The 23,424-nt window shown below is 49.9% G+C and carries 30 protein-coding genes and 4 pseudogenes; 26 read left to right on the top strand and 8 right to left on the bottom strand.

The genetic code is table 11. The features are described 5' to 3' along the window. Window positions 1-5 precede the first annotated feature (5 nt). The 7 genes and pseudogenes from EJE48_RS04180 to EJE48_RS04150 form a co-directional block, all read right to left on the bottom strand. Complete coding sequence (locus tag EJE48_RS04180) at window positions 6-305, bottom strand: hypothetical protein (RefSeq protein ID WP_004612693.1); 300 nt, start codon at window positions 303-305, stop codon at window positions 6-8. 16 nt (window positions 306-321) lie between these two features. Beyond that, a complete protein-coding gene (locus tag EJE48_RS04175) occupies window positions 322-675 on the bottom strand; it encodes a TnpV protein (protein ID WP_124984315.1) in 354 nt (117 codons plus the stop codon). Window positions 676-701: 26 nt separating this feature from the next. Beyond that, window positions 702-2,582, bottom strand: coding sequence for a recombinase family protein (locus tag EJE48_RS04170; protein ID WP_124984314.1), 1,881 nt, complete (start codon window positions 2,580-2,582; stop codon window positions 702-704). A gap of 90 nt (window positions 2,583-2,672) precedes the next feature. Then, window positions 2,673-3,641: pseudogene (locus tag EJE48_RS04165) on the bottom strand (type IV secretory system conjugative DNA transfer family protein); the annotation flags it as partial. Further along, the gene (locus EJE48_RS04160) at window positions 3,638-4,114 is read right to left on the bottom strand and encodes a PcfB family protein (protein WP_007037035.1); all 477 of its coding nucleotides are present in this window, start codon (window positions 4,112-4,114) and stop codon (window positions 3,638-3,640) included. The pseudogene EJE48_RS04165 and the gene EJE48_RS04160, both read right to left, overlap by 4 nt. A 41-nt stretch (window positions 4,115-4,155) precedes the next feature. Beyond that, window positions 4,156-4,377 carry a DUF5348 domain-containing protein gene (locus EJE48_RS04155; RefSeq protein WP_002569164.1) on the bottom strand — a complete coding sequence of 74 codons (222 nt, stop codon included), beginning with the start codon at window positions 4,375-4,377 and terminating at the stop codon, window positions 4,156-4,158. Between the two features lie 31 nt (window positions 4,378-4,408). Then, complete coding sequence (locus tag EJE48_RS04150) at window positions 4,409-5,392, bottom strand: DUF6017 domain-containing protein (protein ID WP_118580302.1); 984 nt, start codon at window positions 5,390-5,392, stop codon at window positions 4,409-4,411. Between the two features lie 324 nt (window positions 5,393-5,716). Here EJE48_RS04150 and EJE48_RS04145 point away from each other — a divergent pair. The 9 genes and pseudogenes from EJE48_RS04145 (at window position 5,717) to EJE48_RS04105 (ending at window position 13,320) form a co-directional block, all read left to right on the top strand. After that, window positions 5,717-7,434: pseudogene (locus EJE48_RS04145) on the top strand (recombinase family protein). Further along, window positions 7,353-8,345 (top strand): annotated as a pseudogene (locus EJE48_RS04140) (SNF2-related protein); the annotation flags it as partial. The pseudogenes EJE48_RS04145 and EJE48_RS04140, both read left to right, overlap by 82 nt. 1 nt (window position 8,346) lies before the next feature. Then, entirely contained in the window at window positions 8,347-9,165 is an 819-nt protein-coding gene (locus EJE48_RS04135) for a DUF3849 domain-containing protein (protein WP_124984313.1), read from the top strand. 2 nt (window positions 9,166-9,167) lie between these two features. Further along, entirely contained in the window at window positions 9,168-9,506 is a 339-nt protein-coding gene (locus EJE48_RS04130) for a plasmid mobilization protein (RefSeq protein WP_002588979.1), read from the top strand. Between the two features lie 155 nt (window positions 9,507-9,661). Next, entirely contained in the window at window positions 9,662-9,961 is a 300-nt protein-coding gene (locus EJE48_RS04125; RefSeq protein ID WP_002588980.1) for a CD1845 family protein, read from the top strand. 124 nt (window positions 9,962-10,085) lie between these two features. Continuing rightward, the gene (locus EJE48_RS04120) at window positions 10,086-10,679 is read left to right on the top strand and encodes a type IV toxin-antitoxin system AbiEi family antitoxin domain-containing protein (protein WP_425474077.1); all 594 of its coding nucleotides are present in this window, start codon (window positions 10,086-10,088) and stop codon (window positions 10,677-10,679) included. Next, window positions 10,676-11,530: a nucleotidyl transferase AbiEii/AbiGii toxin family protein gene (locus EJE48_RS04115; protein ID WP_002592900.1), complete on the top strand. Its 855-nt coding sequence runs from the start codon at window positions 10,676-10,678 to the stop codon at window positions 11,528-11,530. The genes EJE48_RS04120 and EJE48_RS04115 overlap by 4 nt, the downstream gene beginning before the upstream one ends. Beyond that, window positions 11,527-11,853, top strand: coding sequence for a hypothetical protein (locus tag EJE48_RS04110; protein WP_006059593.1), 327 nt, complete (start codon window positions 11,527-11,529; stop codon window positions 11,851-11,853). Before EJE48_RS04115 ends, EJE48_RS04110 begins: the two co-directional genes overlap by 4 nt. A 54-nt stretch (window positions 11,854-11,907) precedes the next feature. Beyond that, entirely contained in the window at window positions 11,908-13,320 is a 1,413-nt protein-coding gene (locus EJE48_RS04105) for a relaxase/mobilization nuclease domain-containing protein (RefSeq protein ID WP_117504936.1), read from the top strand. 188 nt (window positions 13,321-13,508) lie between these two features. Here the strand turns inward: EJE48_RS04105 and EJE48_RS04100 are convergent, their stop codons facing one another. Then, window positions 13,509-13,823 carry a helix-turn-helix transcriptional regulator gene (locus tag EJE48_RS04100; protein WP_124984312.1) on the bottom strand — a complete coding sequence of 105 codons (315 nt, stop codon included), beginning with the start codon at window positions 13,821-13,823 and terminating at the stop codon, window positions 13,509-13,511. 226 nt (window positions 13,824-14,049) lie between these two features. Between EJE48_RS04100 and EJE48_RS04095 the strand changes: the two are divergent. From EJE48_RS04095 to EJE48_RS04020, 17 genes and pseudogenes are all read left to right on the top strand, one after another. After that, a pseudogene (locus EJE48_RS04095) lies at window positions 14,050-14,523 on the top strand (SLOG family protein); the annotation flags it as partial. A 107-nt stretch (window positions 14,524-14,630) separates the two neighbouring features. Beyond that, window positions 14,631-14,801, top strand: a complete 171-nt coding sequence (locus EJE48_RS12350) for a hypothetical protein (RefSeq protein WP_008723379.1) — start codon at window positions 14,631-14,633, stop codon at window positions 14,799-14,801. Between the two features lie 15 nt (window positions 14,802-14,816). Then, on the top strand, window positions 14,817-15,932 hold the full coding sequence (locus EJE48_RS04090) for a hypothetical protein (protein ID WP_117504938.1): 1,116 nt from the start codon (window positions 14,817-14,819) through the stop codon (window positions 15,930-15,932). Window positions 15,933-15,993: 61 nt separating this feature from the next. Then, window positions 15,994-16,272 carry a hypothetical protein gene (locus EJE48_RS04085; RefSeq protein ID WP_117504940.1) on the top strand — a complete coding sequence of 93 codons (279 nt, stop codon included), beginning with the start codon at window positions 15,994-15,996 and terminating at the stop codon, window positions 16,270-16,272. A 21-nt stretch (window positions 16,273-16,293) separates the two neighbouring features. Next, entirely contained in the window at window positions 16,294-16,803 is a 510-nt protein-coding gene (locus tag EJE48_RS04080) for a hypothetical protein (RefSeq protein ID WP_117504941.1), read from the top strand. Next, window positions 16,800-17,033 (top strand): immunity 17 family protein, encoded by a 234-nt coding sequence (locus EJE48_RS04075; RefSeq protein ID WP_015563522.1) that lies wholly within the window; start codon window positions 16,800-16,802, stop codon window positions 17,031-17,033. The genes EJE48_RS04080 and EJE48_RS04075 overlap by 4 nt, the downstream gene beginning before the upstream one ends. A 13-nt stretch (window positions 17,034-17,046) precedes the next feature. Continuing rightward, window positions 17,047-17,589 (top strand): hypothetical protein, encoded by a 543-nt coding sequence (locus EJE48_RS04070; protein ID WP_117470820.1) that lies wholly within the window; start codon window positions 17,047-17,049, stop codon window positions 17,587-17,589. 41 nt (window positions 17,590-17,630) lie between these two features. Beyond that, complete coding sequence (locus tag EJE48_RS04065; RefSeq protein ID WP_006773019.1) at window positions 17,631-17,972, top strand: hypothetical protein; 342 nt, start codon at window positions 17,631-17,633, stop codon at window positions 17,970-17,972. A gap of 7 nt (window positions 17,973-17,979) precedes the next feature. Further along, the gene (locus tag EJE48_RS04060; RefSeq protein WP_117470819.1) at window positions 17,980-19,059 is read left to right on the top strand and encodes an ankyrin repeat domain-containing protein; all 1,080 of its coding nucleotides are present in this window, start codon (window positions 17,980-17,982) and stop codon (window positions 19,057-19,059) included. Between the two features lie 11 nt (window positions 19,060-19,070). Beyond that, window positions 19,071-19,691, top strand: coding sequence for a hypothetical protein (locus EJE48_RS04055; RefSeq protein ID WP_097838497.1), 621 nt, complete (start codon window positions 19,071-19,073; stop codon window positions 19,689-19,691). 12 nt (window positions 19,692-19,703) lie between these two features. Further along, entirely contained in the window at window positions 19,704-20,543 is an 840-nt protein-coding gene (locus EJE48_RS04050; protein ID WP_118580299.1) for a DUF2262 domain-containing protein, read from the top strand. A 13-nt stretch (window positions 20,544-20,556) separates the two neighbouring features. Next, entirely contained in the window at window positions 20,557-21,060 is a 504-nt protein-coding gene (locus EJE48_RS04045) for a DUF2004 domain-containing protein (protein WP_118580508.1), read from the top strand. Between the two features lie 36 nt (window positions 21,061-21,096). Further along, window positions 21,097-21,423 carry a DUF5713 family protein gene (locus EJE48_RS04040; protein ID WP_118322262.1) on the top strand — a complete coding sequence of 109 codons (327 nt, stop codon included), beginning with the start codon at window positions 21,097-21,099 and terminating at the stop codon, window positions 21,421-21,423. Between the two features lie 5 nt (window positions 21,424-21,428). Beyond that, complete coding sequence (locus EJE48_RS04035; protein WP_118580296.1) at window positions 21,429-22,376, top strand: DUF4241 domain-containing protein; 948 nt, start codon at window positions 21,429-21,431, stop codon at window positions 22,374-22,376. Window positions 22,377-22,403: 27 nt separating this feature from the next. Then, window positions 22,404-22,844 (top strand): immunity 51 family protein, encoded by a 441-nt coding sequence (locus tag EJE48_RS04030; protein ID WP_117504947.1) that lies wholly within the window; start codon window positions 22,404-22,406, stop codon window positions 22,842-22,844. Then, on the top strand, window positions 22,841-23,104 hold the full coding sequence (locus EJE48_RS04025; RefSeq protein WP_006059604.1) for a hypothetical protein: 264 nt from the start codon (window positions 22,841-22,843) through the stop codon (window positions 23,102-23,104). Before EJE48_RS04030 ends, EJE48_RS04025 begins: the two co-directional genes overlap by 4 nt. 10 nt (window positions 23,105-23,114) lie before the next feature. Continuing rightward, window positions 23,115-23,414 (top strand): DUF6881 domain-containing protein, encoded by a 300-nt coding sequence (locus EJE48_RS04020; RefSeq protein WP_006059605.1) that lies wholly within the window; start codon window positions 23,115-23,117, stop codon window positions 23,412-23,414. The last annotated feature ends 10 nt before the right edge of the window (window positions 23,415-23,424 follow it).

Below are 23,424 nucleotides of genomic sequence, written 5' to 3'. Positions count from 1 at the left end.
CTATATCAAGGTTCCCGGCACTTTTCCAAAAGTTCCCGACACCTCTGCTGGATTTCTCCGGTTTCTGTCACAGTCAGGTCACGGTCATTTCCAGTAATCTTATCTTCCAGAAAGTTGGCGTATGTACCCAGCAAGGCGTTCCGTAAATCCTCCGGGGTTTTCTGTATTTCAGCGCTGTACCAGTCATTCCGGTGGGGTTCCCATGCCATCAATGTATAACCGTGGCTGGTCTGAACCACCTCATACAGTGGATCATCATCCAGATATGCCTGAAACACTTTCAAAATCTTTTCAAAGGTCAGCATTTCCCGCACCTCCCATTCAGCTGCAAATCAGTTCCCTGATTAAAATTTCCTCAATCTGTGCCGTTAATGTGTTCATCAGCCCCACCCACCGCATAGGGTCACAGGCTTTCAGTTCCTCCGTGACACCCGCAACTTCCATCATGTGAGGCAACATGGTGTCCACGCGCTCCTGCGCTGTCCGGTCAATCTCTAACAGGTGTGGATACAGCTTCTCGCTCATCAGCAGTTGGTTGTAGAGAATGGGGCGATGTTTCTTTAGGTAGGATTTTCTCATCCTGCCGTACTTGCCGATAGAAGTTTCCGGCTGTTCAGAAAGTTTTAGGTTGGGTATATCATAATCTCCACAACGAATGTAAGTCAACTTACTCATTTTCATTCTCCTTTGCTTCGTGATGATTAGACTGCTGCGCTGGCTGCTATGCTGCCTTTGCGCGGTTCTTCTTTCGGCAGCTGACCGATAGTAGAAAAAACACCTTTTTTCATATCCTCAGCCCGGATCAGGGCTTTCTTAGCGTCCATTTCCGCTTTTTTCTGCGCCTTGATTTTGTCCTCATACCGTTTCTGTGCGCCGCTGGCTTTTCGTTTCAAATAGTTCTGATGGAGCCTGTCCTTGCGTTCTTCTTTTTTTCGCAATTCTTCCTGTTCCTCCGGGGTTAAAGGAACCGGCTGTAAGGATGGTGGGATATAGCGTCCTAAAAAATTGAAGTAGATTTCAATTTCCTGCGTGGTGTCCTGACTGCCTTTTCGGGCGCGTTCGTGGACAAGGATTTTCTCTACAAACTCGTTGAGCATGGTGTTTGTCAGAGTGTCAAAATTCTCATACTTATCAATTAGGGCTATAAATTTCTCTGCGGATTTCTGGCTCTGCTCATAGCCGGTAACAGCCTTTTCCAGCTCCGCAATTTCAATCTCAAGTGCGTCCTGTTCTTTGGCATACTGTGCATCAAGCGCCTTATATCGTGCATCCGGCAGCTTGCCGAGGGCATTGTCCTCATAGATTTTGCAAATCAGTTTTTCCAGTTCTCCGGCTCTCTTTTGAGCAGCGGCCAGACGCCTGCGTTTTTTCGCTATATCGGCACTCTGTTGGACAACCTGCGTTTCCTGAACGGTGTGAATAAATTCCGTCTGGTCATTTTTGGAATATTCAGCGATAGCCCGGAGCGTGTCGGAAACCAATGTCAGAACAGCACTCTCATTGATACGGTGTTGTGTAGGGCATAGTGTCCCACACGGAACTTTGGTATAATTGGAACAGGTATATTGAGAAATCCGCCTGCCATTGTTGGTGCGGTGGACATACATCTTGCCGCCACAATCGGCACAATAGAGCAAACCTGTGAGGGGAGCCGCTTCGCCCCAGCCGTTTGGATAACGCCGTACATTGCTGCGGATTTTCTGCGCCAAATCAAAGGTCTGCTGGTCGATAATGGCTTCATGGGTATTCTCAAAGATCGTCCATTCATCCTCAGAAACATAGTGGCTTTTCTTGTCCTTAAAGTGCTTGCGGGTCTTGAAATTGATGGTATGCCCTAAATACTCTCGTTTTTTCAAAATGTTCACGATGGTAGATGATCCCCATCCATAGGGGTCTTTGACCGGCTTTGAACGGTTCACACCCTCGTTGAAGCGGGCAAGGTGTACGACAGGAATTTCAATCCGGTCTGTGGATAATTTGCAGGCGATCTGGTAAGGCCCATATCCCTCCAGCGTGAGGGAGAATATACGGCGTACCACTTCGGCAGCTTCCTCATCTACCAGCCAATGCTCCCGTTTTTCGTCCCATAAGTAGCCGTAAATCACAGTGCCGGTCAGGTGCTTGCCACTCATGCCTTTTGACTTAAACACAGAGCGGATTTTCCGGCTGGTATCACGGGCGTAAAATTCATTCATAATGTTGCGGAACGGGGTAAAATCGTCATCGCCTTTCAGACTGTCCACACCGTCATTGATCGCAATCAGCCGAACTCCGCGCTGCCGCAAAACCTCCATGACCTGACCGACCTTTAGATAGTCGCGCCCCAACCGGCTCATGTCCTTGATGACGATTGCCTCTACACGCCCTGCCTCCACTTCCTCCATCATCGCCAAAAATCCGGGGCGGTCAAAACGGGTGCCTGAGATACCATCATCGGTAAAGTGCGTAGGGTTGGGCAGCCCATTCCGGCGGGCAAAATCCTCTAACATCTGCTTTTGGTTGGATATGGAATTGCTCTCACCCTGTAACTCATCGTCCCGGCTCAGGCGCTCGTACAGTGGGGTAATTTTTTCATTTCTCATGGCTGTACCTCCTGAAACAAAAATACTCTAAGTGACTGCTTCACTAACCATGACAAAATCATGATTAAGAAGTCACTTAGAGCATATATCACCCGCCGCCAGTTTGTATTTTTTGTACTGCTTGACTGCAAAATGTTCCGGGTCTTTTTCTTCCAGACGTTCAAACATGAGGTCAACCGGGTTCTGGAAATCCTCGTCGTCCTCGCGGGCTTCCGACGCATTTATCATTTCAAGCAGCGTCGTGAAGTTCTTCTCGTCCTCTGGGGCTTCATACCAGATATAGCCGATTAGTGCGGTGTAGTAGAGCTTTTCCGCTTTCACCCAGAAATCCTCGCCGGATTTTTCCCCGTCGCCTTTGGTGTTGGCGATAATGGTATTGACTAATTTCAAAATGTCCTTTTCGCTCCGCAGATAGGCAAAGGGATTGTATTTCATGGATTTTTTGAAGTTAATCGTATTTAGCACTTTGATACGGTATTTGTACCGCTGCAACATTTTCCCGGTTTCCAAAATCAGTGTTCCTTTCGGGTCAGTGACGATATACGACGTTGGAAAATCCTTTGACGTACATTGCATGAGCGACGGTTTCACAAAGAACCGGGTCTTGCCGCTGCCGGAACCGCCGATTACAAGGATATTTTTGTTTCTTGCATATTTCGGCTGCTTCGGTCGGCTGTTCATGGTGAGCCGTTCCGTCTGCGTTAAGGGGATATTGTTCTCAAATACCGGGTCGGTGTACGGCTTTATGTCGTCAGCCCCGCCCCAACGCGCCGAACCGTATTCTGTCCCGCGGCGGTATTTCTTCGCGTTCTTGCCTTTGGTGTAGATAATCAGCCGGACAATGACCGCCCCCGCAATGCCTAAAGCTAAGTCTGCCGGGTGGAAGCTCGGCGCGATACTGGAAAAGGCGGCGGTAAAACCGTCCCCAAGATGTAGCAGCTTTGCGCTTGCGTCCGCGCCGGGGGAGAGCCGGACAGCCGCGCCCACTTTATCAAAGAGCCAGACAAAGAGCAGATACGGGAGATTTAGGATAAGCAGCTTCTTGATTTCCGGCTTCATAGCGATACCTCCCTGTCCTTGTTCTTGACCTTTGCCCGTTCCGCGTTTCTGCCCTGTGCAGCTTCTTTGAGGGTAGAGAGCAGCTTTCGGATTGAGGGCTTTTTCTCCTGTGTCAGCTTTTTTGCGGAAAATTCCTTAAAGGCTGCGGTCAGTACGTCCGCGTCCCGCCCCTTGAAGAAAACCAGATAGCGGGGCGGGCTTTCCGTCGCGTCCTTTTTCAGCGCAAAGTCGATACCGTACTTTTTCGCCGTACTCTCAAAGGCTTTGATATTGCCCTCGGTAATCTCAATGTTGGAAACGCCCGCGTTCTGCTTCATAAGCTGCTTTAAGCTCTGCTTGCCCTGTGGCGGTTTTGCAAGCTGCTTTTTGCCCTTTGACAGTATGGCTTTCATTGCCTTTTGGAGCGTCTGCGCGGTCAGCTTCCCGGTCTTGATGTAAAGGGCTATGGTCTTTTCGTTTACTTCGTCCTGCAATTTGTCGCGTCCTCCTTTCGCGTTTCTTTATGGGGCGGCGGTCAGATACGCACCCGCAGCCCGTTCAAGTCCTCGGCTCTGATACCCACAAGATACCAGTTGTCGCCGTACTCAATCCGGGTCGGCTTCCACTTGCCCCGCACGAATACGTCAAAGCATTCGCCGCAATGCAAGCCCCCGTAGTAGCTGTTTAAGTCAAAGCGGATGTCGTAACGGTCGGTGCGCTCGTCAAATACCAATGCTCCTGTCATTTTCTGTGCCATAATAAAATCCTCCTTTTGTGGTTGTGGGTGGTTACAGGCTTTCGCCCTCGTTGCATGAATAATAGTCCGGGTCGCCGTACTGCGGCTTCTTCGGTGACAGTGCGCCGCTTGCCATGTCATGGGCGACAAGGGAAGTGTAATAATTGCCGATAGTGGACGGGGCGTTGAAAAGGGCTGCTTTCAGATATTGCTTGATGTTGCGGATTTTCGTTGTGTTCTCCCGCATACAGTCAAGCACAAAGCGGATATGCTCGCCGTCCAGTTTCATAAACTTAGATTTCACAAGCTCTGCCGGGTAGTCGTCCCCCGCAATCCGTACCCGCTTTCTGGCGGTGCATACGGTTTCAAGCATGAGGTCTACAATCTCGTCAAGCCTGTCACTGTCAAACTTCATGTCCTGTTTGAGAATGTGGTAGTCGATATTGTCCTTGATGATTTCCCGGTATATATCAACTGCGCTCTGTGCTGTCGCTTCCGTTCCTTTCCGTTCCGGCGGCGTAGCCGCTTCTCTGCAAGGAGAGGGGTTAGGGGAAAGGATAGGAATGGAATGGGTACTTTGTTCATCAGTAATTATTTTTTCTTTTTTTGGTAAGTCGGTTCTTTGTATATCTTTATTTAATTGCGTTGGATTTTCCAACGTAGGTTTTTCCAATGTTGGTTTTTCCTGCGTTGGATTATCCAATGTTGGATTTTCCAATGTAGGTAAATCCGGCGTAGGCGGCTGCGGCTGCTCGAATATCACATAGTCCGCGCCCCGCAAGCGTCCTTTCTCGTCGCGCTCCCTTGAACGGACGATATACCCGGCGCGTTCAAGCTCCTTAACGGCTTCGCGGATAGCGTCTATCTTCTCCCGGTTGATAAGGGATAAGCCTTTCAAGGTGTAGTCCCAATCTTCGGGGAGTGACAGCATTTGCGACAACAGCCCCTTTGCCTTTAGGGAAAGCTCCTTGTTGCGTAGGTGGTGGTTGCTCATTACGGTGTAGCCCTTGTTCCGTTCCACTCTGAAAACTGCCATAGTTCATAGCTCCTTTGCTTTGGATTTGTTACGCAGTAGAAGCGCGGTTTCGGGGGATAAGGTATAAATCCCTTTCCTCGCCAGATACGCGCCCGGAAAACCGCTTGTAGCAAGGCTTTTTCTGCCCCTACTGCGTAACAAAGGGCATGAAAAAAGCGGCGTTCCTGTTCTCCCATGTAGAGAGTAAGAAACGCCGCTTCTGCGTCGTATTCAGTTTTTAGTACAATACCCTGCTTGTCCGTCGCTCGAAAAACCTTGATTTTCCAGTGTTTTCAAAAGTATCGTTATCTAACGTCAGCTTTCCAAAGACCAAGTTTCCAGAATATGATAAAAGACATTGAAAGCGGTCTGATAAACTGCGTGATTACGAAAGATTTATCCCGTCTGGGGAGAAACTATCTTGATTGTGGGTTATATCTGGAAGTTTTCTTCCCAGAGCATAACGTGAGGTATATAGCGGTCAATGACGGCGTAGATACCTTGAATAAATCTGCTATGGACATCACGCCTTTCCGCAACATTTTAAACGAAATGTATGCCGCTGACATATCTGTTAAGATAAAATCGGCATATCGGGCGAGGTTTCAACAGGGGAAATTCATGGGAACTACCGCCCCTTATGGCTATATCAAAGACCCTGCCGACCACAACCATCTGCTGATAGATGATAAAGTGGCACATGTTGTAAAAGAGATATTCGACCTTGCATTAAAAGGGAATGGAGTTGCCAAAATTTGCAGACATCTTAATAAACAGCATATCCTACGCCCTGCCGCTTATGCGGCGGAGCGTGGCGAAACAGGCTTTGAACGTCATTTTGAGGGGAACGAGGACAAACGCTATATTTGGAGTGGGAACAGCGTGAGGAGCATTTTAAGAAGCCCGATATATGCGGGAAATCTTGTAGGCTACAAACGGATTGCCGCCAATATGAAAAGCAAGAAACGCCCCTCTAAGCTGCCCGAAGAATGGGAAGTGATACCCAATACCCATGAGGGAATAGTCACGCAGGAGGAATTTGATATTGTCCAACAGCTTATTACAAGTCGTAGGCTTCCACAGAACAAGGGAGGATTTGTAAATATTTTTGCAGGCGTTATCAAGTGTGTGGACTGCGGATGTGCTCTGCGGGCAATGAACGTACACAGGAGGAAACGCCCAGAGATTATCGACTGTGTACAGTATTCATGTAATAATTATGCAAGAAACGGAAGAAGCGAGTGTAGTGCCCACAATATAGAAGCAAGGGATTTATTCAATGCCGTTCTTGCCGACATCAACTGTTTTGCGGATATGGCAGTGAATGATGAAAAGGCGGTCAGGGCCATAGAAAAGCGGCTCACGGAAACAGACCAGAGCAGGGCGAAAGCATTAGAGAAAGAACGTAAGAAGCTGAACAAACGCCTTGCGGAACTGGACAGGCTGTTTTCCTCTCTCTACGAGGATAAGGTCATGGAGCGTATTACCGAGCGGAATTTTGAGATGATGTCGGGGAAATACCAGAAAGAGCAGCTTGAAATTGAAGCAAGGCTGAAAGAGGTGACGGAAACTCTTAATGAAAGCTACGAGAAATCACGGGGAATCCGTGACTTCCTCGCCCTTATCCGAAATTATCAAGGCTTAAAAGAACTGGATGCAACAGTTATAAACGCACTCATAGACAAGATACTTGTTTCGGAGCGTGAGAAGATGGCAGACGGAACAGTGAAGCAGGAAATCAAGATTTACTATAAATTCATCGGCTTTGTCGATGAATTACATATCATACCTACAAAACGGTGGGCAGCAATGCCCGCTAAAAATTGTACGGTGTGCGGCGTTGAATATGTCCCGGGCTCTGGTGCATCAAGGTATTGTCCTGCTTGTGCCAAGAAGATACGGAGGGAGAAATCAAACGAGAGCAAACGCAGGAGCAGAGAACAGAAAAGGATAGCATGTATGAACTGTCCGCAAAAAATGACCGACTGACCTTGCCCAGAGAAAGGGGCGTATCGAGCGTCAGGGCAACCAGAACCCCCTTGTTCATGTGTACCGCTATGTGACCGAGGGAACCTTTGACGCATACCTCTGGCAGACAGTGGAGAACAAGCAGAAATTCATCAGTCAGATCATGACTTCTAAATCGCCGGTGCGCTCCTGCGATGATGTGGATGAAACAGCCCTCAGTTTTGCTGAGATCAAGGCTCTGTGTGCCGGAGATCCCCGCATCAAGGAGCGTATGGATTTGGATGTGGAGGTATCCCGCCTGAAGCTGATGAAAGCCGACCACCAGAGCAAGCAATATCGTCTGGAGGACCAGCTGCTCAAATACTTCCCGGAGGAGATTGAAAAGCACAAAGGTTTTATCAAGGGCTTTGAATCCGATCTGGAGGTTTTGGCAGCGCACCCGCACCCGGAGGACGGTTTTGCTGGTATGGAAATCCGTGGCGATCTGCTGACCGATAAGGAGAACGCCGGTGCAGCCCTTTTGGATGCCTGCAAGGAGGTCAAAACCTCCGATCCGGTGCAGATCGGCAGCTACCGGGGCTATGCCATATCCGTGGAATTTTCCGCTTGGAAACAGGAGTATACGCTCCTGCTGAAAGGACAGATGACCCACCGGGCAACCCTTGGTACAGACCCTCGCGGAAATCTTACCCGTATCGACAATGCCCTCGCCCAGATGCCCCAGCGTCTGGAGGCGGCAAAGGCCCAGCTGGATAACCTCTATCAGCAGCAGGCTGCCGCAAAGGAGGAAGTTGGAAAGCCATTCCTTTATGAAGAAGAACTGAGAAGCAAAAACGCCCGTCTGGTGGAGCTGGATACCCTGCTCAACATCGACGGAAAGGGACCGGCACACGATGAAGCTGTCGTTGCCAAAAGCACACGGCCTTCGGTATTGGATCATCTGAAACGCCCGGTGCCGCCCCGCAGTACTGACAAGAAACCAAAACAACATGAGGAGGTGCGATAACATGAATACCAACGATTTGAATATGGCCCTTTATGAAAAGATGGCCGCTGAGCAGGACAAATACAGGGACTGGCTGAAAAGCCAGCCCCCGGAAGAAATTCTGCACCACACCTATGAGTACACCATCCGTGAGGACATCGTGATGGCGATGGAGGAACTGGAGCTGACCGATGCCCAGGCAGAGGCGCTTTTGGAATCTCCCTCGCCGCTGGCGGATGTGTACCGCTATTTTGAAAAGCTGGAGACCGGCCACATGGATGTGATCCGGGACAGCATTGAGAACCGTGCCAATGATGTGTGCAGAGCCAAAGAGGAACTGCGAACAACACCGGTCTATCCCCACTCTGCCGCCTATGCGAGAGAACATGGGGAGCTGGAGCAGTACCGAGCTTTCAACAATGTAAATCTCCAATGCAAGGAGTCCATTGAAGCGGCGGTGCGGGAACACTTCGACGGAATGTATCTCAGTCACGATGCGGCAAAGGGTGTGATCGAGACCTATGGCATGGAGCGTGTGGCTTTGGTTCTGGCCAACACCGTCCAGCTTCAGGACTGGGATGGGCGCTACTCCCGATGCAATAAGGAATGGGCTAAGACCATTCCCAACGAGAACCCCGAAACCGTCCGTTGTGGTTATGTCCTGAACAGCCACCCTGCTGTACTGGATGGCTTTATTGATCTGGTGCGTGAAGAACAGCAGCGTAGCCGTACTCAGGGAGAAAAACTGCAACCGTCCCGTCCCTCAGTACGGGATAAGCTCAAACAGGAGCTGCCGGCCCATAAGCCCGCCGCCTCAAAGAAACGGGAGCCGGAGCGATAACTATGGCAAAGCGTAAGCGGGATATGCAATTAAACTTTAGAGTTTCAGCGGAGGAGCTTGCTGTGATTGAGCAAAAAATGTCTCAGTTTGGAACCTCCAACCGTGAAGCCTATCTAAGAAAAATGGCGCTGGATGGGTATGTAGTCAAGCTGGAGCTGCCGGAGCTGAAGGAGCTTGTTTCCCTGATGCGCCGAAGCAGCAACAACTTAAACCAGCTGACCCGTAAAGTGCATGAGACTGGGCGGGTTTATGATGCTGACTTGGAGGATATATCCCAGCGGCAGGAACAGTTATGGGAGGGCGTAAAGGAAATCCTTACCCAGCTTTCCAAACTTTTATAACGGGGATAGATACTCCATTTGCGGAGGGAGGAACGGCATTACTTCGCTGCTCCTCTCTCCGCTTTTTCTTTTTATCGGTATCCTTGTCTTTTGCCTGCCCATGCCGGATAATATGATTAGAAAAGATACCAAGAACGCTGCAAGGAGGAAATGACATGAAGATTTTGAAAGGGCTTTTGATGATTATAACTGCACCGGTCATTTTGGTTCTGACACTTTTTGTCTGGCTCTGCACAGGGCTGATCTACATATCCGGTCTGGTGCTCGGCCTGTTCAGTACCGTGATTGCTCTGCTTGGTGTGGCTGTGCTGCTTACCTATTCCCCGCAGAATGGTGTGATTTTGCTGGTTATGGCATTTTTGATTAGCCCTATGGGGCTGCCGTTGGCTGCAATCTGGCTGATGGGTAAGGTGCAGAGTTTGAAATTTGCAATTCAGGAGTTGGTTTATGGATAAAAATACGCAAAACCATAAAAATGCCAGACACCGTCTGTTAAATTTGGAAAGAGAAACTATATATCCACGACTTTACTTTTGAACTAATATCGCGTATAATATTAGTGCGAAAGGAAGTGATATGATGGGACAATTTGAACAGCTGGATCAGATGCTAACAGAACAAGAAGGAATGCTGCGAACATCGCAGGTCGTATCTTCTGGAATTTCAAAGCCGGTATTTTATGATTATGTGCGTTCACGAGATTTGGATAGAGTCGCACATGGGATTTATCTGTCCAAAGATTCCTGGGTGGATGCCATGTATCTGCTTCATTTGCGATTTGAACAAGCAGTATTTTCACATGAAACAGCTTTATTTTTTCACGATCTGACAGATCGTGAACCAATAGAATATACAGTTACGGTCAAAACTGGATGCAATCCAAGCAAAATGAAAGCAGAAGGCATTCAAGTTTTTACGATTAAAGCAGACTTACATGATGTAGGACTTACAACAGCGAAAACTCCGTTCGGGCATACTGTGCCGGTTTATGATATGGAGCGAACAATCTGTGATTTGCTCAGAAGCCGCAGCAGAATTGAAATTCAGACCTTTCAGGGAGCACTGAAAGCGTATGCCCGTAGAAAAGATAAGAACCTGCGAGCTTTAATGCAATATGCTGGGATGTTCAAGGTGGAAAAAATTTTACGACAGTATTTGGAGGTACTTTTATGATAAAAACAGCAAGACAGCTTAAAGATTTAATACGAAACCTTTCCAGAGAAAAATCCGCAGATGCTCAGATTTTAATGAGGAACTACATGATGGAGCGTTTTTTGGAGCGTATTTCTCTTTCTGAGTATCGTGATAAGTTTATCTTGAAGGGTGGTATGTTGGTAGCGGCTATGGTTGGATTGGATGCCCGCTCTACGATGGATTTGGATGCAACCATAAAAGGAGCTAATGTTAATGTGGAGGATATTGAGAATCTAATTTCATCAATCGTAATTGTTCCGATTGATGATGGTGTTAAATTTCAGCTGAAAAGTATTTCGGAGATTATGGATGAAGCAGAGTATCCGGGGATTCGTGTCAGCATGAGTACAACATTCGATGGTGTAGTGACCCCTTTGAAAATTGATATTTCTACGGGAGATGCAATCACTCCAAGAGAGGTTCGGTATTCATTCAAACTTATGCTGGAAGATCGCTCCATTGATATTTGGGCTTATAATTTAGAAACTGTGCTGGCAGAAAAACTGGAAACCATTATTACCAGAACCACAACCAATACCCGCATGAGAGATTTCTACGATATTTACATTTTAGAACAGCTGCATGGAACCACGCTGAACCCGAAAATTTTACATGATGCGCTTCTGGCAACTGCTCATAAACGGGGATCGGAGAAGTATCTTAACCAGGCTGAAGAAGTTTTTGACGAAGTGGAAAATGATTCGGTTATGCAAAAACTTTGGGAGGCATACCGTAAAAAGTTTTCTTATGCTTCTGATTTGGAATGGGATGTGATTATGAAAGCAATTCGCAGGTTATATGTTCTTTGCGAGAAGGGCATCAGCTTATGAAAAAGCATGGACACTATTGTAAAGTTTGTGGTGAATACAAAGCCAACGAAAAATTTTCAGGCAAAGGTCATGCATCCCACATTTGTAAATCCTGTGCTTCGCTACCAGCAGAAACGCAGGCTGAACTGATGACACTGAATCGTCTTTTGAATCTTCCATGGAGGCTATCGAAAGAGCAGTTGTCCTGGCTGAAAAATCGACTAAAGGATAGGCGGCCTGATGTCCGTGCATTGGCGCAAGAGCAATATGAAATGAGATTTCCACCAAGACACTTAGAAGATGATGAGTTCAATTTTTTCGATGAAGAAAGTTTTATAGAATAGTGAAAGCGGTCTGCTATGGCAGGCCGTTTTCTTTTCGGGAAGGAGGTCTGACCTATGGCAACCACGAGAATCATGCCGCTTCATGTCGGCAAGGGCCGCACAGAAAGTCGGGCGATCAGTGACATCATCGACTATGTGGCCAACCCAAAGAAAACAGATGACGGCAGACTCATTACCGGCTATGCGTGTGACAGCCGGACTGTGGATGCGGAGTTCCTTCTGGCAAAGCGGCAGTACATTGCCGCTACCGGACGAGTGCGCGGCGCGGATGATGTGATCGCCTATCATGTGCGCCAGTCGTTCCGCCCCGGTGAGATCACTCCGGAAGAAGCGAACCGGCTGGGTGTGGAATTTGCCAAGCGTTTTACCAAGGGCAATCATGCCTTTGTGGTCTGCACTCATATAGACAAATCGCACATTCATAATCACATTATCTGGTCATCGGTCAGCTTAGAATATGACCGGAAATTCCGAAACTTTTGGGGCAGCACCAAGGCAGTCCGACAGTTAAGTGACACCATCTGCATCGAAAACGGACTGTCCATTGTGGAGAATCCGAAACCTCACGGAAAGAGCTATAACAAATGGCTGGGCGATCAGGCAAAGCCCTCTCACCGAGAGCTGCTGCGTGTAGCGATTGACAACGCATTATCACAAAGTCCTGCTAATTTTGAGGAGCTGCTGAGGCTGCTGCAAGAGTCCGGCTGTGAGGTATCAAAGCGCGGGAAATCGTATCGCCTGAAGCTCCCCGGTTGGGAGAAAGCCGCCCGAATGGACAGCCTGGGCGAAGGATATGGATTAGATGATTTGCAGGCGGTTCTCTCCGGGAAGAAAGCGCATACCCCACGAAAGAAAATAGTTACACAGGCAGAGACGCAGAAGGTCAATCTGCTGGTGGACATTCAGGCAAAATTGCAGGCAGGAAAAGGTGCTGGCTATGCTCGATGGGCTAAAGTTTTCAATCTGAAGCAAATGGCGCAGACCATGAACTACCTATCAGAGCATAACCTGCTGGAGTATGCGGTTTTGGAAGAAAAGGCTGCGGCTGCCACGGCACATCACAATGAGCTTTCGGCACAGATCAAAGCAGCTGAAAAGCGCATGGCAGAGATTGCTGTTCTGCGTACTCACATCGTAAATTATGCCAAGACCCGTGAGGTCTATGTGGACTACCGCAAGGCCGGCTACTCTAAGAAATTCCGGGAGGAACATGAGGAAGAAATTCTGCTCCACCAGGCTGCTAAGAATGCCTTTGATGAGATGGGCGTCAAGAAGCTGCCCAAGGTCAAAGAGTTGCAGACGGAGTACGCGAAATTGCTGGAAGAAAAGAAAAAGACCTATGCCGAGTACCGGCGTTCCCGTGAAGAAATGCGGGAGCTTTTAACGGCAAAGGCTAATGTAGACCGAGTGCTGAAAATGGAGGTAGAACAGGATGTTGAAAAAGAAAAAGACCACGGCCAGCGGTAAGCTGGTCCTGGTCAAAAGCGTTCGCAGAACGCGCAGCCACAGAATGAAATTCTGTGTTCAAAGGGGCTTGGGGGCGCTGCCCTCAACAAGCAGCTTGTGGCGAAATGGATAGCCACAAGCATTGCTTGCCACAATATGCTGCGCATAAAATGAAAAACTAACGACGGGACGCTTACTGCCTCCTATCGTTAGTTTTCTGTGTTTAAGCGACTTATAAAACCAATCAGCATAATCAAATCGTCATCTGACATCTTTCTCATTCCGTCCAAAGCCTTCTTGATAAGCTGAGGGTTATTTTCCTGTGCATCAAAAAATTGAAGCAGTGTGATTTCAAAATACTCACAGATGTTGAGGAACTGCTTCATAGACGGCATAGAACGCCCAGAGGAAATCGCCTGAATATAGCTTCTGTTCTGCCCTAACTCCATGCTCATCTGATATTCTGAAACACCTTTTTTCAATCGCAATTCTGTGATCCGATTGCGGATAAATTCTTCGTCCATACGCTCACCTCTCTGCACTTTTAGCATAGCAGAAAGCAATTCTTGATACTTCGTATGTATTGTGTTATAATTTTATAATACAACCTTTATACGCATTATTATTTGCGTTATTTTTGCTTTATATGCGTAATCAAGGCAGTTATCAAGGGTGATTTATATGAATCAGTATGCCTGCGCCATTACCGGCCACCGACCAACAAGATTTTGCTTTTGATATAATGAGGAAGATCCCCTATGCCAAAAATTAAAAGAATGTCTCCTGGAGCAGTTTCGGATACTTCATGACGAGAAATTTGTCCGTACTTTTTTTGTCGGCGGTGCTCTTGGTGTGGATATGTGGGCTGGAGAACAGCTGCTGACATTGAGGGCACAAACGGGATACGAAGATATTAAAATTGTCGTTGTAGTTCCCTTCATCGGTTATGACTCTAAATGGCCGGATCAGAGTAGACATAGATTGAAAAAGCTGATCCAAAACGCAAACGATTCCATTGTTATTTCACATTCTGCGGATGTTTCCAGTTATAAAAAAAGGAATTACTATATGGTCGATCATGCAGAGTACCTCATCGGTGTGTTTGATAATCAGAAAAAGCTGCGTTCAGGCACAGCACAGACAGTCAACTATGCCTTGCATCAGGGAAAAGTAATCACTCTGATCCATCCAGACACTATGGAGATAACAGCCCCTGCGCCTTAACAAATTCACAAAAATTTTTCATTAGCATTTCCAACAAAATATTTTCATTGAAGGGGTGCTGTGATATAATAAAATATAAAACTACGCTCAGAATAAATGGTGCCGCTATGAACAAATATATTGGACAGCAATTTGCTGCTTTAAGATACGAAAAAAATATTTTGGTTGTTGAAGAAACTACATCTGCTGGTGGATGCGGCTCCTTCAACGCGGCTTCTTCATGTCCTGCGTCAGCCTGTCTTTATGACAGTGCGGCGTGGGGCTTTTTTATTGCCTGAAAGGAGTATGAGAACATGAGTCTGAAATATACCTGCCCCAGCTGTGGAACCCCATTGGGTTATGAGGGATTGTGTTGGAAATGTAAGTGCGAGCAAGAACGGCAAGCTGCTCTGGCCTGGATGCCGGAACAAATTGTCGAAAAACAAAGAAACTTGATACAGAACATCCAGAGGCTGGCTGATATGGAGGACCCAGAGTTCGCCGACTTTTGGCAGCTGCTTGGCTACCATGATGCCATCACCCCGGAGATTCAGCGAGTGGCACTGGCCGCAGAGGTGTTCTGGCCCTGTGAGATCTATTATCATGCTCCCGCCGATGTGCGGGATGGTCTGATCCATGCGCTGTTGTCCGCAGAATATTCCAGCGCGGCCTCCAACCTGATGAGTTGCCTTGCTATGCAAGGAGATGACAAGGCAATGGAGACTCTGCTGGAGCTGGAGCGAAATCCCCGGCCCTGGCGCAAGGGCCTCTATGTAGACCCATCCAGCTATGCGCAGATCGGAGGCTGGACCTTCGACAAGGAGGGCCAGAGAATCCGACTGGGCTTCGATACCTGCTATCCTATGGTCAAGGGAACCACTGGCGAGAAATCTCCCGTCCGCATTGGCCGGGCACGGGAGGACACCTGTCCCCACTGCGGCGGGCGGATGGTGGATATTTTGGTGCTGGATGGCCGGGATGAGCGGCTCCGGTTCCTGGGGCTGGATGGTATCCTGACTGCCACCTGCTGCCCCAGCTGCGTGGGATTCCTCAAAGGCCCCGCCTTCAACCGGTTCGCTCTGGATGGCGGCGTGGAGGTCTTTCCCTCCGAACTCTTTGACGGCACGGAGAAGACGGATTGCTATGTCAGTCCCGAGGAGTACAAGGCCCTCACGGAAAATCCCTTTGTGCTGGGCGAAGCGCCCGTGCCCCTGTTTTACGGTGCGGCCTGCCAGGATGTGAACACGGTGGGTGGCTTTGCCAACTGGGTACAGGACGCGGAATATACGACCTGCCCCCACTGCGGCAAGCCCATGAAGTATCTGGCCCAGATTCAGTGGGATACGGTGTTTGACTGTGCGGAGGGCACGCTCTATGTGGAATTCTGCCCGGACTGCCAGATCGTATCCATGCAGCACCAGCAGACCTGAAAAAGTCGCACAGTATGAAAAGAGAAATACCAGCAGGTATTTGCGTAAGGAGGCGTCCACTATGTGCGAGCACTGCCGAAACATTCAAACATGGAGAAAATTTGACGCCCCAAAGGACTATCTGGCCTGTATTGCTTACATTCAGCAGTTGGTGTCGGAGGGGGAATTTGAACTGATGCAAGAGGAATCCACCTGCCTACTGGAGAAGGTAAAGACAGAGGATGGCTGGGCGGATGAAATCATGGCTCACATGATTAGGTGCAAGCACTGCGGCCAGATCTTCACCTGTGTGGTCAACACTTGGCGAGGCAGTGGACACTTCAAAAAAGGCAAAGCATGACACAGAAAAGGCGGTGAAATGATGAATCAGGCAGAAGAAGCAAAGCTGCTGGAGCAGCTTGAGCAATGGAATAAGAAGGACGAGTATTCCCGGTGTATCCGGGCCATTGAAGCCATCCCGGAACAGGAGCGGGGCTATCTGCTGACCGTCAAGCTGAGTCGGGCTTACAGCAATCTGGCGGTGCTGGGAGATCATGGAGAGCACGGAACCGACAGTGAAGTGGACGGAAATCTCATCCAGTACGCCATCCGACTGCTGGAGTCCGTTCGCACCCAGGGAGAGAACGATCCCTACTGGAACTCCCGGATGGGCTATTCCTGCCTGATGGCGTACCGCTCCGCAGCCACCGCCTATGAATACGCAAAATGCTGGCTGGCCCTGGCCCCGGATGACCCAGCCGCCCAAAAGCTGGTTCGGGACTGCGAGGAATATCTTGAGGAGGAAAAAGCCTTGGAAATAGATTTGAAAGAACGGGAGGAATTTATTCGGCGGGAAACTCCCGATGATGAAAAGGGGGTTATATGTAAATGAACAGCGAACAGATCACAGTATTTTTGCAAGAGCATTGGTATATTGCCTCGGTGCTCATCGGGGCCGTGATTTTAATTGGAGCGACCCGCAACTGGAACTGGCTCTGCGACCCCACTGGTACGCGGGATGCCCACCGCCACAGCAGAGGATACCGGCGGGTGGTGTTCTTTCTGTTGGGTGTCCTCTTGATTGTGGTGAGTATCTGGGGATTTGTGCTGAAATTGAAATAGGAGGAGAAAGACTATGATGACTGAGAAATATCCCACCTGGCTCATCGGCCATGTGAAAGAATGGGCGGAGAAGCGTTTGCCCACCGTGATACTTTGTTCCACCACCGGCAATGAACTGCTGGAGGTTTGGTATTACGGAGATCTGCTCACGGTGAAAGGAGAACCCCAATCCTATATCATAGATAGCGACGAGGCCCCCGGACTGGTGACAGCCCGTGACCCGGAGAGCGGCGAGGAGTTCGTCATCTTTGACGATGGACGGCATGGCTACGGCAATATGTTCTGCGATGAACATGATCCATCCGAGCTGGAGCACCGCCCCCTCAAGCGGTATGAGATCCCCGCCTCCAAGTTGGTGCTGGAGCTGGGGTACAGCATTGACTATGAGGACGAAAAAGAGACCTTTGAACCGGATGAGGCGGATACCGTGGAACTGATCAACGGTGAACGGATGCCGTGGGAGCAGGCCAAGCGGGACGGCATCGACTATATCGCCCTTTACTATGTGAACGAGAAAGGAAAACCAGTCCAGATCCTGGACGCAGAGCTGGCCTGAGTATACCGCAGCCAGATGACGGGATAAAGGAGGGCGACAGCGTGATCGGGACAGATGAAAACCGGGCGGTGCTCCATGTGGAGGTCATCTTCTGGAGCGGCAAACGAAAAATACCACCCAGCCTGGTCAGCGGAAAGTATTGTCCCCATTTTGTGGTCACAGGAACTACAGAATATTTGGGTGTATGCTTTCTGGACGGAACCGAGTGTACATTTGATACACCAGCTTTGGGAAATGCCCAACCCCTATATCCAGATACCATTGACTATGCCCCGCTGGAAAACAATGCGGAATTTTTGATCTATGAGGGAGCCAATGCCGTTGGCAAGGGCCGGGTGCTGGGCCGAACCGTTCCCTATAAAGTGAAACAACAACGAAAGTAGGTGCCTTATGTACCAAATTGCATATATTGGCCGCTGGGAGACCCTTCCGGAAACGGCTGCTGCCATCTGTGACCATGACACTCCCAAGTTGGAGGCGTTGCTACAAGGCGGTCTGGATTTAGATGTTCCCATCCAGCTCAGCGAATACATCAAGCTGATGCCATTGGAGATCGCGGTTTTTCGGAATGATGTGCCCATGATCCACTTCCTGCTGGAGCATGGAGCTGATCCCGATCTGGCAGAGGAACAGCCCCTGCTGCTCACCGCCGCCCGCTGTTGTGGGCCGGAGGTGGTGGCGCTCTTTGCTGGACAGGCCGCAAAACTCAGCTCGAAGCAGAAAGAGCGGGCCTTCCAGGAAGTACGCTGGGGACAGCGAGCGGAGAATATCCAGGTGCTGGAGCAAGCTGGGATCACAGTGGACAAGTTTGGCGGCGAGGCATTCCGGGCCGCTGTGTCCGAGGGCAACACCAAACTTGCCCGGCTGCTTCTGGAAAAAGGGGCAGACATCAATTACCACAAGCCGGACATGGTGTTTCCGAACGCCCCCACCGCTGTCACCGAAGCGGCTCGGCATAAGAATCTCCCCATGGTGCGCTGGCTCATTGAGCAAGGAGCCGACATCACCATTGCTGACAAATACGGCGACCGGCCTTACACCGTGGCGGTGCAGAACAAGAATCAGGAGATGGCCGACTACCTGAAAGCCCTGGAGCCGGAGGAATGGCACAACGAGCAGGAAAAGATCCGGCAGCTTATGCCCTACAAGCTGCCTGCCAAGCTGGTGGAATACTTGAAGACCGGCCCCCTGCGGCTGGAGTTCCCGGATCAGGAATGGGTGAAGTGGGCGGAGCTCTACTCCTTCATGGATGTGCAGGAGATGACCTGGAAACGGAAGAAGCTGCTCTCCCTGATGGTGCAGATGGACAACTACAGCGACTATCTGCTGCTGTGGAGCCCCAGGGACAAAAAACTGTGGTATCTGGACATCGAGCATGAGGAATTCCACCCTCTGGCCAAATGGGATGACTTCATCGCAGATCCCGGACGGTATCTGAACGGGATGATCGAGGGTGAGTTTGAGGAATAAGGAGCAAGACCATGACATCCATAGACTTTCTGAACAAGGTACATAAAAGCCTGGACTCCCAGGAATATAACCTCTCTTATTCTCCGGCCAAGTCCAAGAATTATATGCTGTACTGCAATGGTAACTTTATCGGTGGTCTGTTCGACGAGGAGTTGTGCTTCGTCTATGCCGACAGTGTGAGTGAACTGCTGGGGCAGCCGGAACCCGTCTACCACGGCTACTCCAGCACCGCCCAGCACAGGATGCTGGTGATCCCGGAGGAACATTGGGCGAAGGCGCTGAAACTTCTCTATGCCGAGAAATTTGATTGGAGCCGTTTGGTGTACGACATCACCTACACCAGCATCGGCGCGGCTGTGGTGGAGGACTTCTACGACGAGAATGTGGTATTCCTGCGCTTCTGCTTTGAAAAGGAACTGCTGAAAAAGGACCCTCTGGACCGGCAGGGCCGTATCCTGCGGATGGTCTATCTCAATCAGGATCTGACAAAAGCGGGCAAATATCTGTTCCCCAGACTGATGCAGAAGTTTCTTGTTTTTACAGATCGCAACGGAAAGACCAGTCTGGAAACCATGCTGAAACGGTGGTACACCCAGCTTGAAAAGGAATACCGCAATCATATAGAGGGATGAGGAGAATGATCTATGTTTGAAGAATTTTATGAGATGTACGAGTCCGAGGAGCAGGAAGTGGTCGCTTTGATCAATCGCTGCATTGGGGGCGGATTTAACTGGAAAGGTAACTTTTGGGAAATGACCATTGTGACGCTGGGCATAGTGTTCTGTGACACCGGCAAGGTCAGCACCAAAGAGGAGCGGCTGGATTGGCCGGTCACCGAGGAGGAGCGTAACGGCGAAAAGGGCTGGGGACGCTTTGGCAAGGAGCAGATCTGCCGCCTGAAGATCCGCCGGATGAAAGAAGAACGGGCGCAAAATCTGGTGGCGCGGCCCTGGTGCATCTCCGAAGTGGTCAGAGCTCATGAGGACTGCCCGGAGCTTCAGGCCATTCTGGACGAGTACCACAAGCCGGTGGTGATCCAGGACGAAGTGCTGGGTGAGCTGACGCTGGATAAGGACTATGATGCCTTTGAGGGTGAGATCCAGTGGTGCGGAAAGGATGTACGCCTTTCTCTGGAGGTCAATGCTGAGAGCAAGCCCTCATGGACTCGCGCCCGCAACGCCGCCAAGAGGCTGGTTACAGATCAGGAAACCTGGGACAAGGCCATGCGGGACTTTGCGGCCAAAAACCTGACTGGGCTTGCCAACAACTGGCTTTCCCAGGATGAGGAAAGCGCCCGTGACCCGGAAACAGCCCCCATCACGGAGGAGGAGTTTACCCAGCGCATCCTGCTCACCGAGGTTTCCGTTTCTCCCGGCGGCCGTTTTACCGCCTATTATAACGATGACGATATGTTCTGGGGCCATTCGGTAGAGGTTAGCGGCTCTTTGAAGAAGGGCATTACCTATGCCAACCTTGCAGGATAAGGAGGATAGCCTGATGAAACTAAACAGTAAACGCATTGATTTTGAATACACGCCCGACGAGGAAATCTTTACTTTTCCCGAGGACACGGGACTGCCCTTTCTCTTTGATGTAGATGAGGAACTGACCGACAATCCTTCTGCCATGGACGCGGTGGGCGAAATGCTGGATGAGGCGGAGAAATTGGCGGAGAAGGCCAAAGCCGCCATCAAAGCGGCGCTGGCAGACGAGGACAGCCGCTACCATAGCGTTGTGACATTTTTCATGGAGTTCCATCGGGACGATGTAGGCCCGGATATTGTGGCGGAACTTTTTCCGGGAACCGACCCAGCCAAACTGTCCTTTGCTGAGATGGTTGACTTTTTGAAGCTCAAGCGGTTCGGCAGTCTGGTGGATAGCGAGATGAACCAGCAAGTTTTCATTCTGGATCTGTCCTTTAACCCGGAGATTACCGACGAACTGATGGTAATCTACTTTGATTTGAACAAGGAGATTTTCTGTATCACACATGAGAGCTGAGCGTGACTGACATACACGAGGAAAGGAGCAATCCCTATGAAAGCATTTGACCCCAATTACAAGCTGCTGGACGAGATGTATCAGGACGATTACTATCCTGCTTTTCTGGTGGACAAGGTAAAGGACGAGCTTCAGAAGGTCATCGACCTGTTGGAGAGCGGCGAAACCGACACCGAAGTGGTGCAGGAAACGCTGGACGAGGCGGTCTGCGGCATCAATGATCTCCAGGAGGAGTTTGACGAGCACGACAGCGAGATCGAAACGGTGGCACGGGAATGTATCGCGGCAACCGTGGCCTACATTCTGGAGTGGTTTGGCATTCCTATTGACACCGAGGAGGCCATCCGGGAACGGGACTGGTGAACCCTATGGCAGAAAAAGAACTGGTCCTTTGTGATGAGTGCGGAAGCCTGTTTTTCAAAGGCTCCTCACAGATGATGGGGCTGTGCCCGGAATGTGCCCATGTTCTCTATGGCTACCCGAATTGTGACCATCATTTCCAGAATGGCCGATGTGTGAACTGCTACTGGGACGGCTCTAAGAGCGCGTATATCAAAAAACAGAACCAACAGGAGGAAACTGATATGCCTACAACTGAATGGTTGAACAAATACGAAGCAATCAAGGATAAATTGACCTGTAAAGATGACTTGGAGGCCCATTTCACAGAGAAAGTGATTGGGAACATGGCGGTGGATGTACTGGACATTGGCGTCGTCAATTTCCTAACAGGAACGATTTTCGCCTGCGATCCGCTGGTGGAGCTGGAGGACACTCTGCCTTTCCTTCAAACGATCCCCGCCGGAACTTACCCGGTGAAAATCTGCGTGGTACCCAGCGAACAATACGGCGACCGCTACGCCTGCGTCAAGGTGGAGGTCAGCCGGGAAAAGCCTGTCCGCCATGAGCTGGGCATGGTGGGCAACGAGAATCTGGACGCGGCACTGGGAGATGATGACTACTTCGGTTTCGGCGTAGATGCCGGAATGGGGTGTATTGCAGACATCCAGACCCAGGCGGCTTTCAAAACATACTGGGCCAAGCGGCTGGAGGAGGACCCGGACATCGACCCCTACAACGACCTGTTCTGCGATCTTCTGGAAGAAAACGCCAAAGCCTACCCCAAATATCAGGGGGACTGCGGCGACTGGCTCAACTGGACAGTGCCGGGCACGGACTGCAACCTGCCCATCTTTGCCTCCGGCTGGGGGGATGGTTACTATCCTGTCTACTTCGGGTATGACGCCAAGGGCAAAATCTGCGCCGTGTATGTGCGGTTCATTGACATTGAAGCCAGTTATCGAGAGCAGGATTAAAAATGTGACAGAACAAAGGAGAACACTATGAAAGACCTTTGCCAATACGGAAACCGACCGGAGGACGAATGGGAAATCTTGCCCTGGATACCTGACCCGCGCCCGCCCTTCAAAATTTGGGCGAAGCCGGAGCAGATCGCGCCATTCTTTCTCATTCCCCACCACCCCTATGCGATCTCCCTTCTGCTGAAAATCAGTGACGGATTCCGGACAGAGGAATTCCGACGGCTGGGACTGATCGGCAGCAGCGAGGATTGGGAGCGGCTTGTCCGGGGCGTGATCCAGGAGTTCGAGGAAAACAACAGCGGCGTGGATCTGTTTCACTTCGACTCCGACGAAGATGTGTTCTGCGTGTACTCCCAATACATCGACGATTTGATGATGCTGGCCAAAATGATCCGAGCAGCCTGTGCCGATGAAAAAACGATGCGGATGTATCTGAACATGAGCGAGGCAGCGGAAGCATGAGAGAGTTAACTACTCAAACAGGGATAGTAGTAAAATGCAGTAAAACGGCCATTGAATTTTTCCAAAATGCTCAGTCAGTGGATTTCTTTTCTGTGCTGGAGATCCCAGAGGAATTCCAAGGTATAGCGGTTGAGTTTTATGATTTGATTATGGAAAATGATCATCTTGCGGCCTTGCTGGGCTGTCGCGGCAATTATGATATTGCAATACAGATAGATGAGGTAACCGGCACCATGACGGGGTGGCATTGGTTCAAATGAGGGAAATGGAATGATCGAGTATATCAAGCTCTTTTGGGAGGGCGCACCGGAGGGTGAACCATCGGTCATCCTCTATGAAGTGGATACCGAAAATGAGCGGTTGGCCCTCCGCTCCATTGACATCTTTGCGGATGGCCGCACCCGCAACATCCCTGCCCTTTACGACGGCGCCATCGAGATCACACCAATCCTCACCGTGGAGGAATTGAACGCCCATGTCTGGGGCGAGGAGTTCCACGCCTGCATCATAGAGAAGGCGGAATTTGAGGCCATCTGGGAAACTCACACCTATGATGGAGCGTTAAAGTAGCCAGGAGGAG

It is taken from the genome of Anaerotignum faecicola (assembly GCF_003865035.1).
Taxonomy (GTDB): Bacteria; Bacillota; Clostridia; order Lachnospirales; family Anaerotignaceae; genus Anaerotignum_A; species Anaerotignum_A faecicola.
The sequence above is the reverse complement of the archived record's forward strand: the minus strand, read 5'-3'. Positions and strand labels throughout refer to the sequence as shown.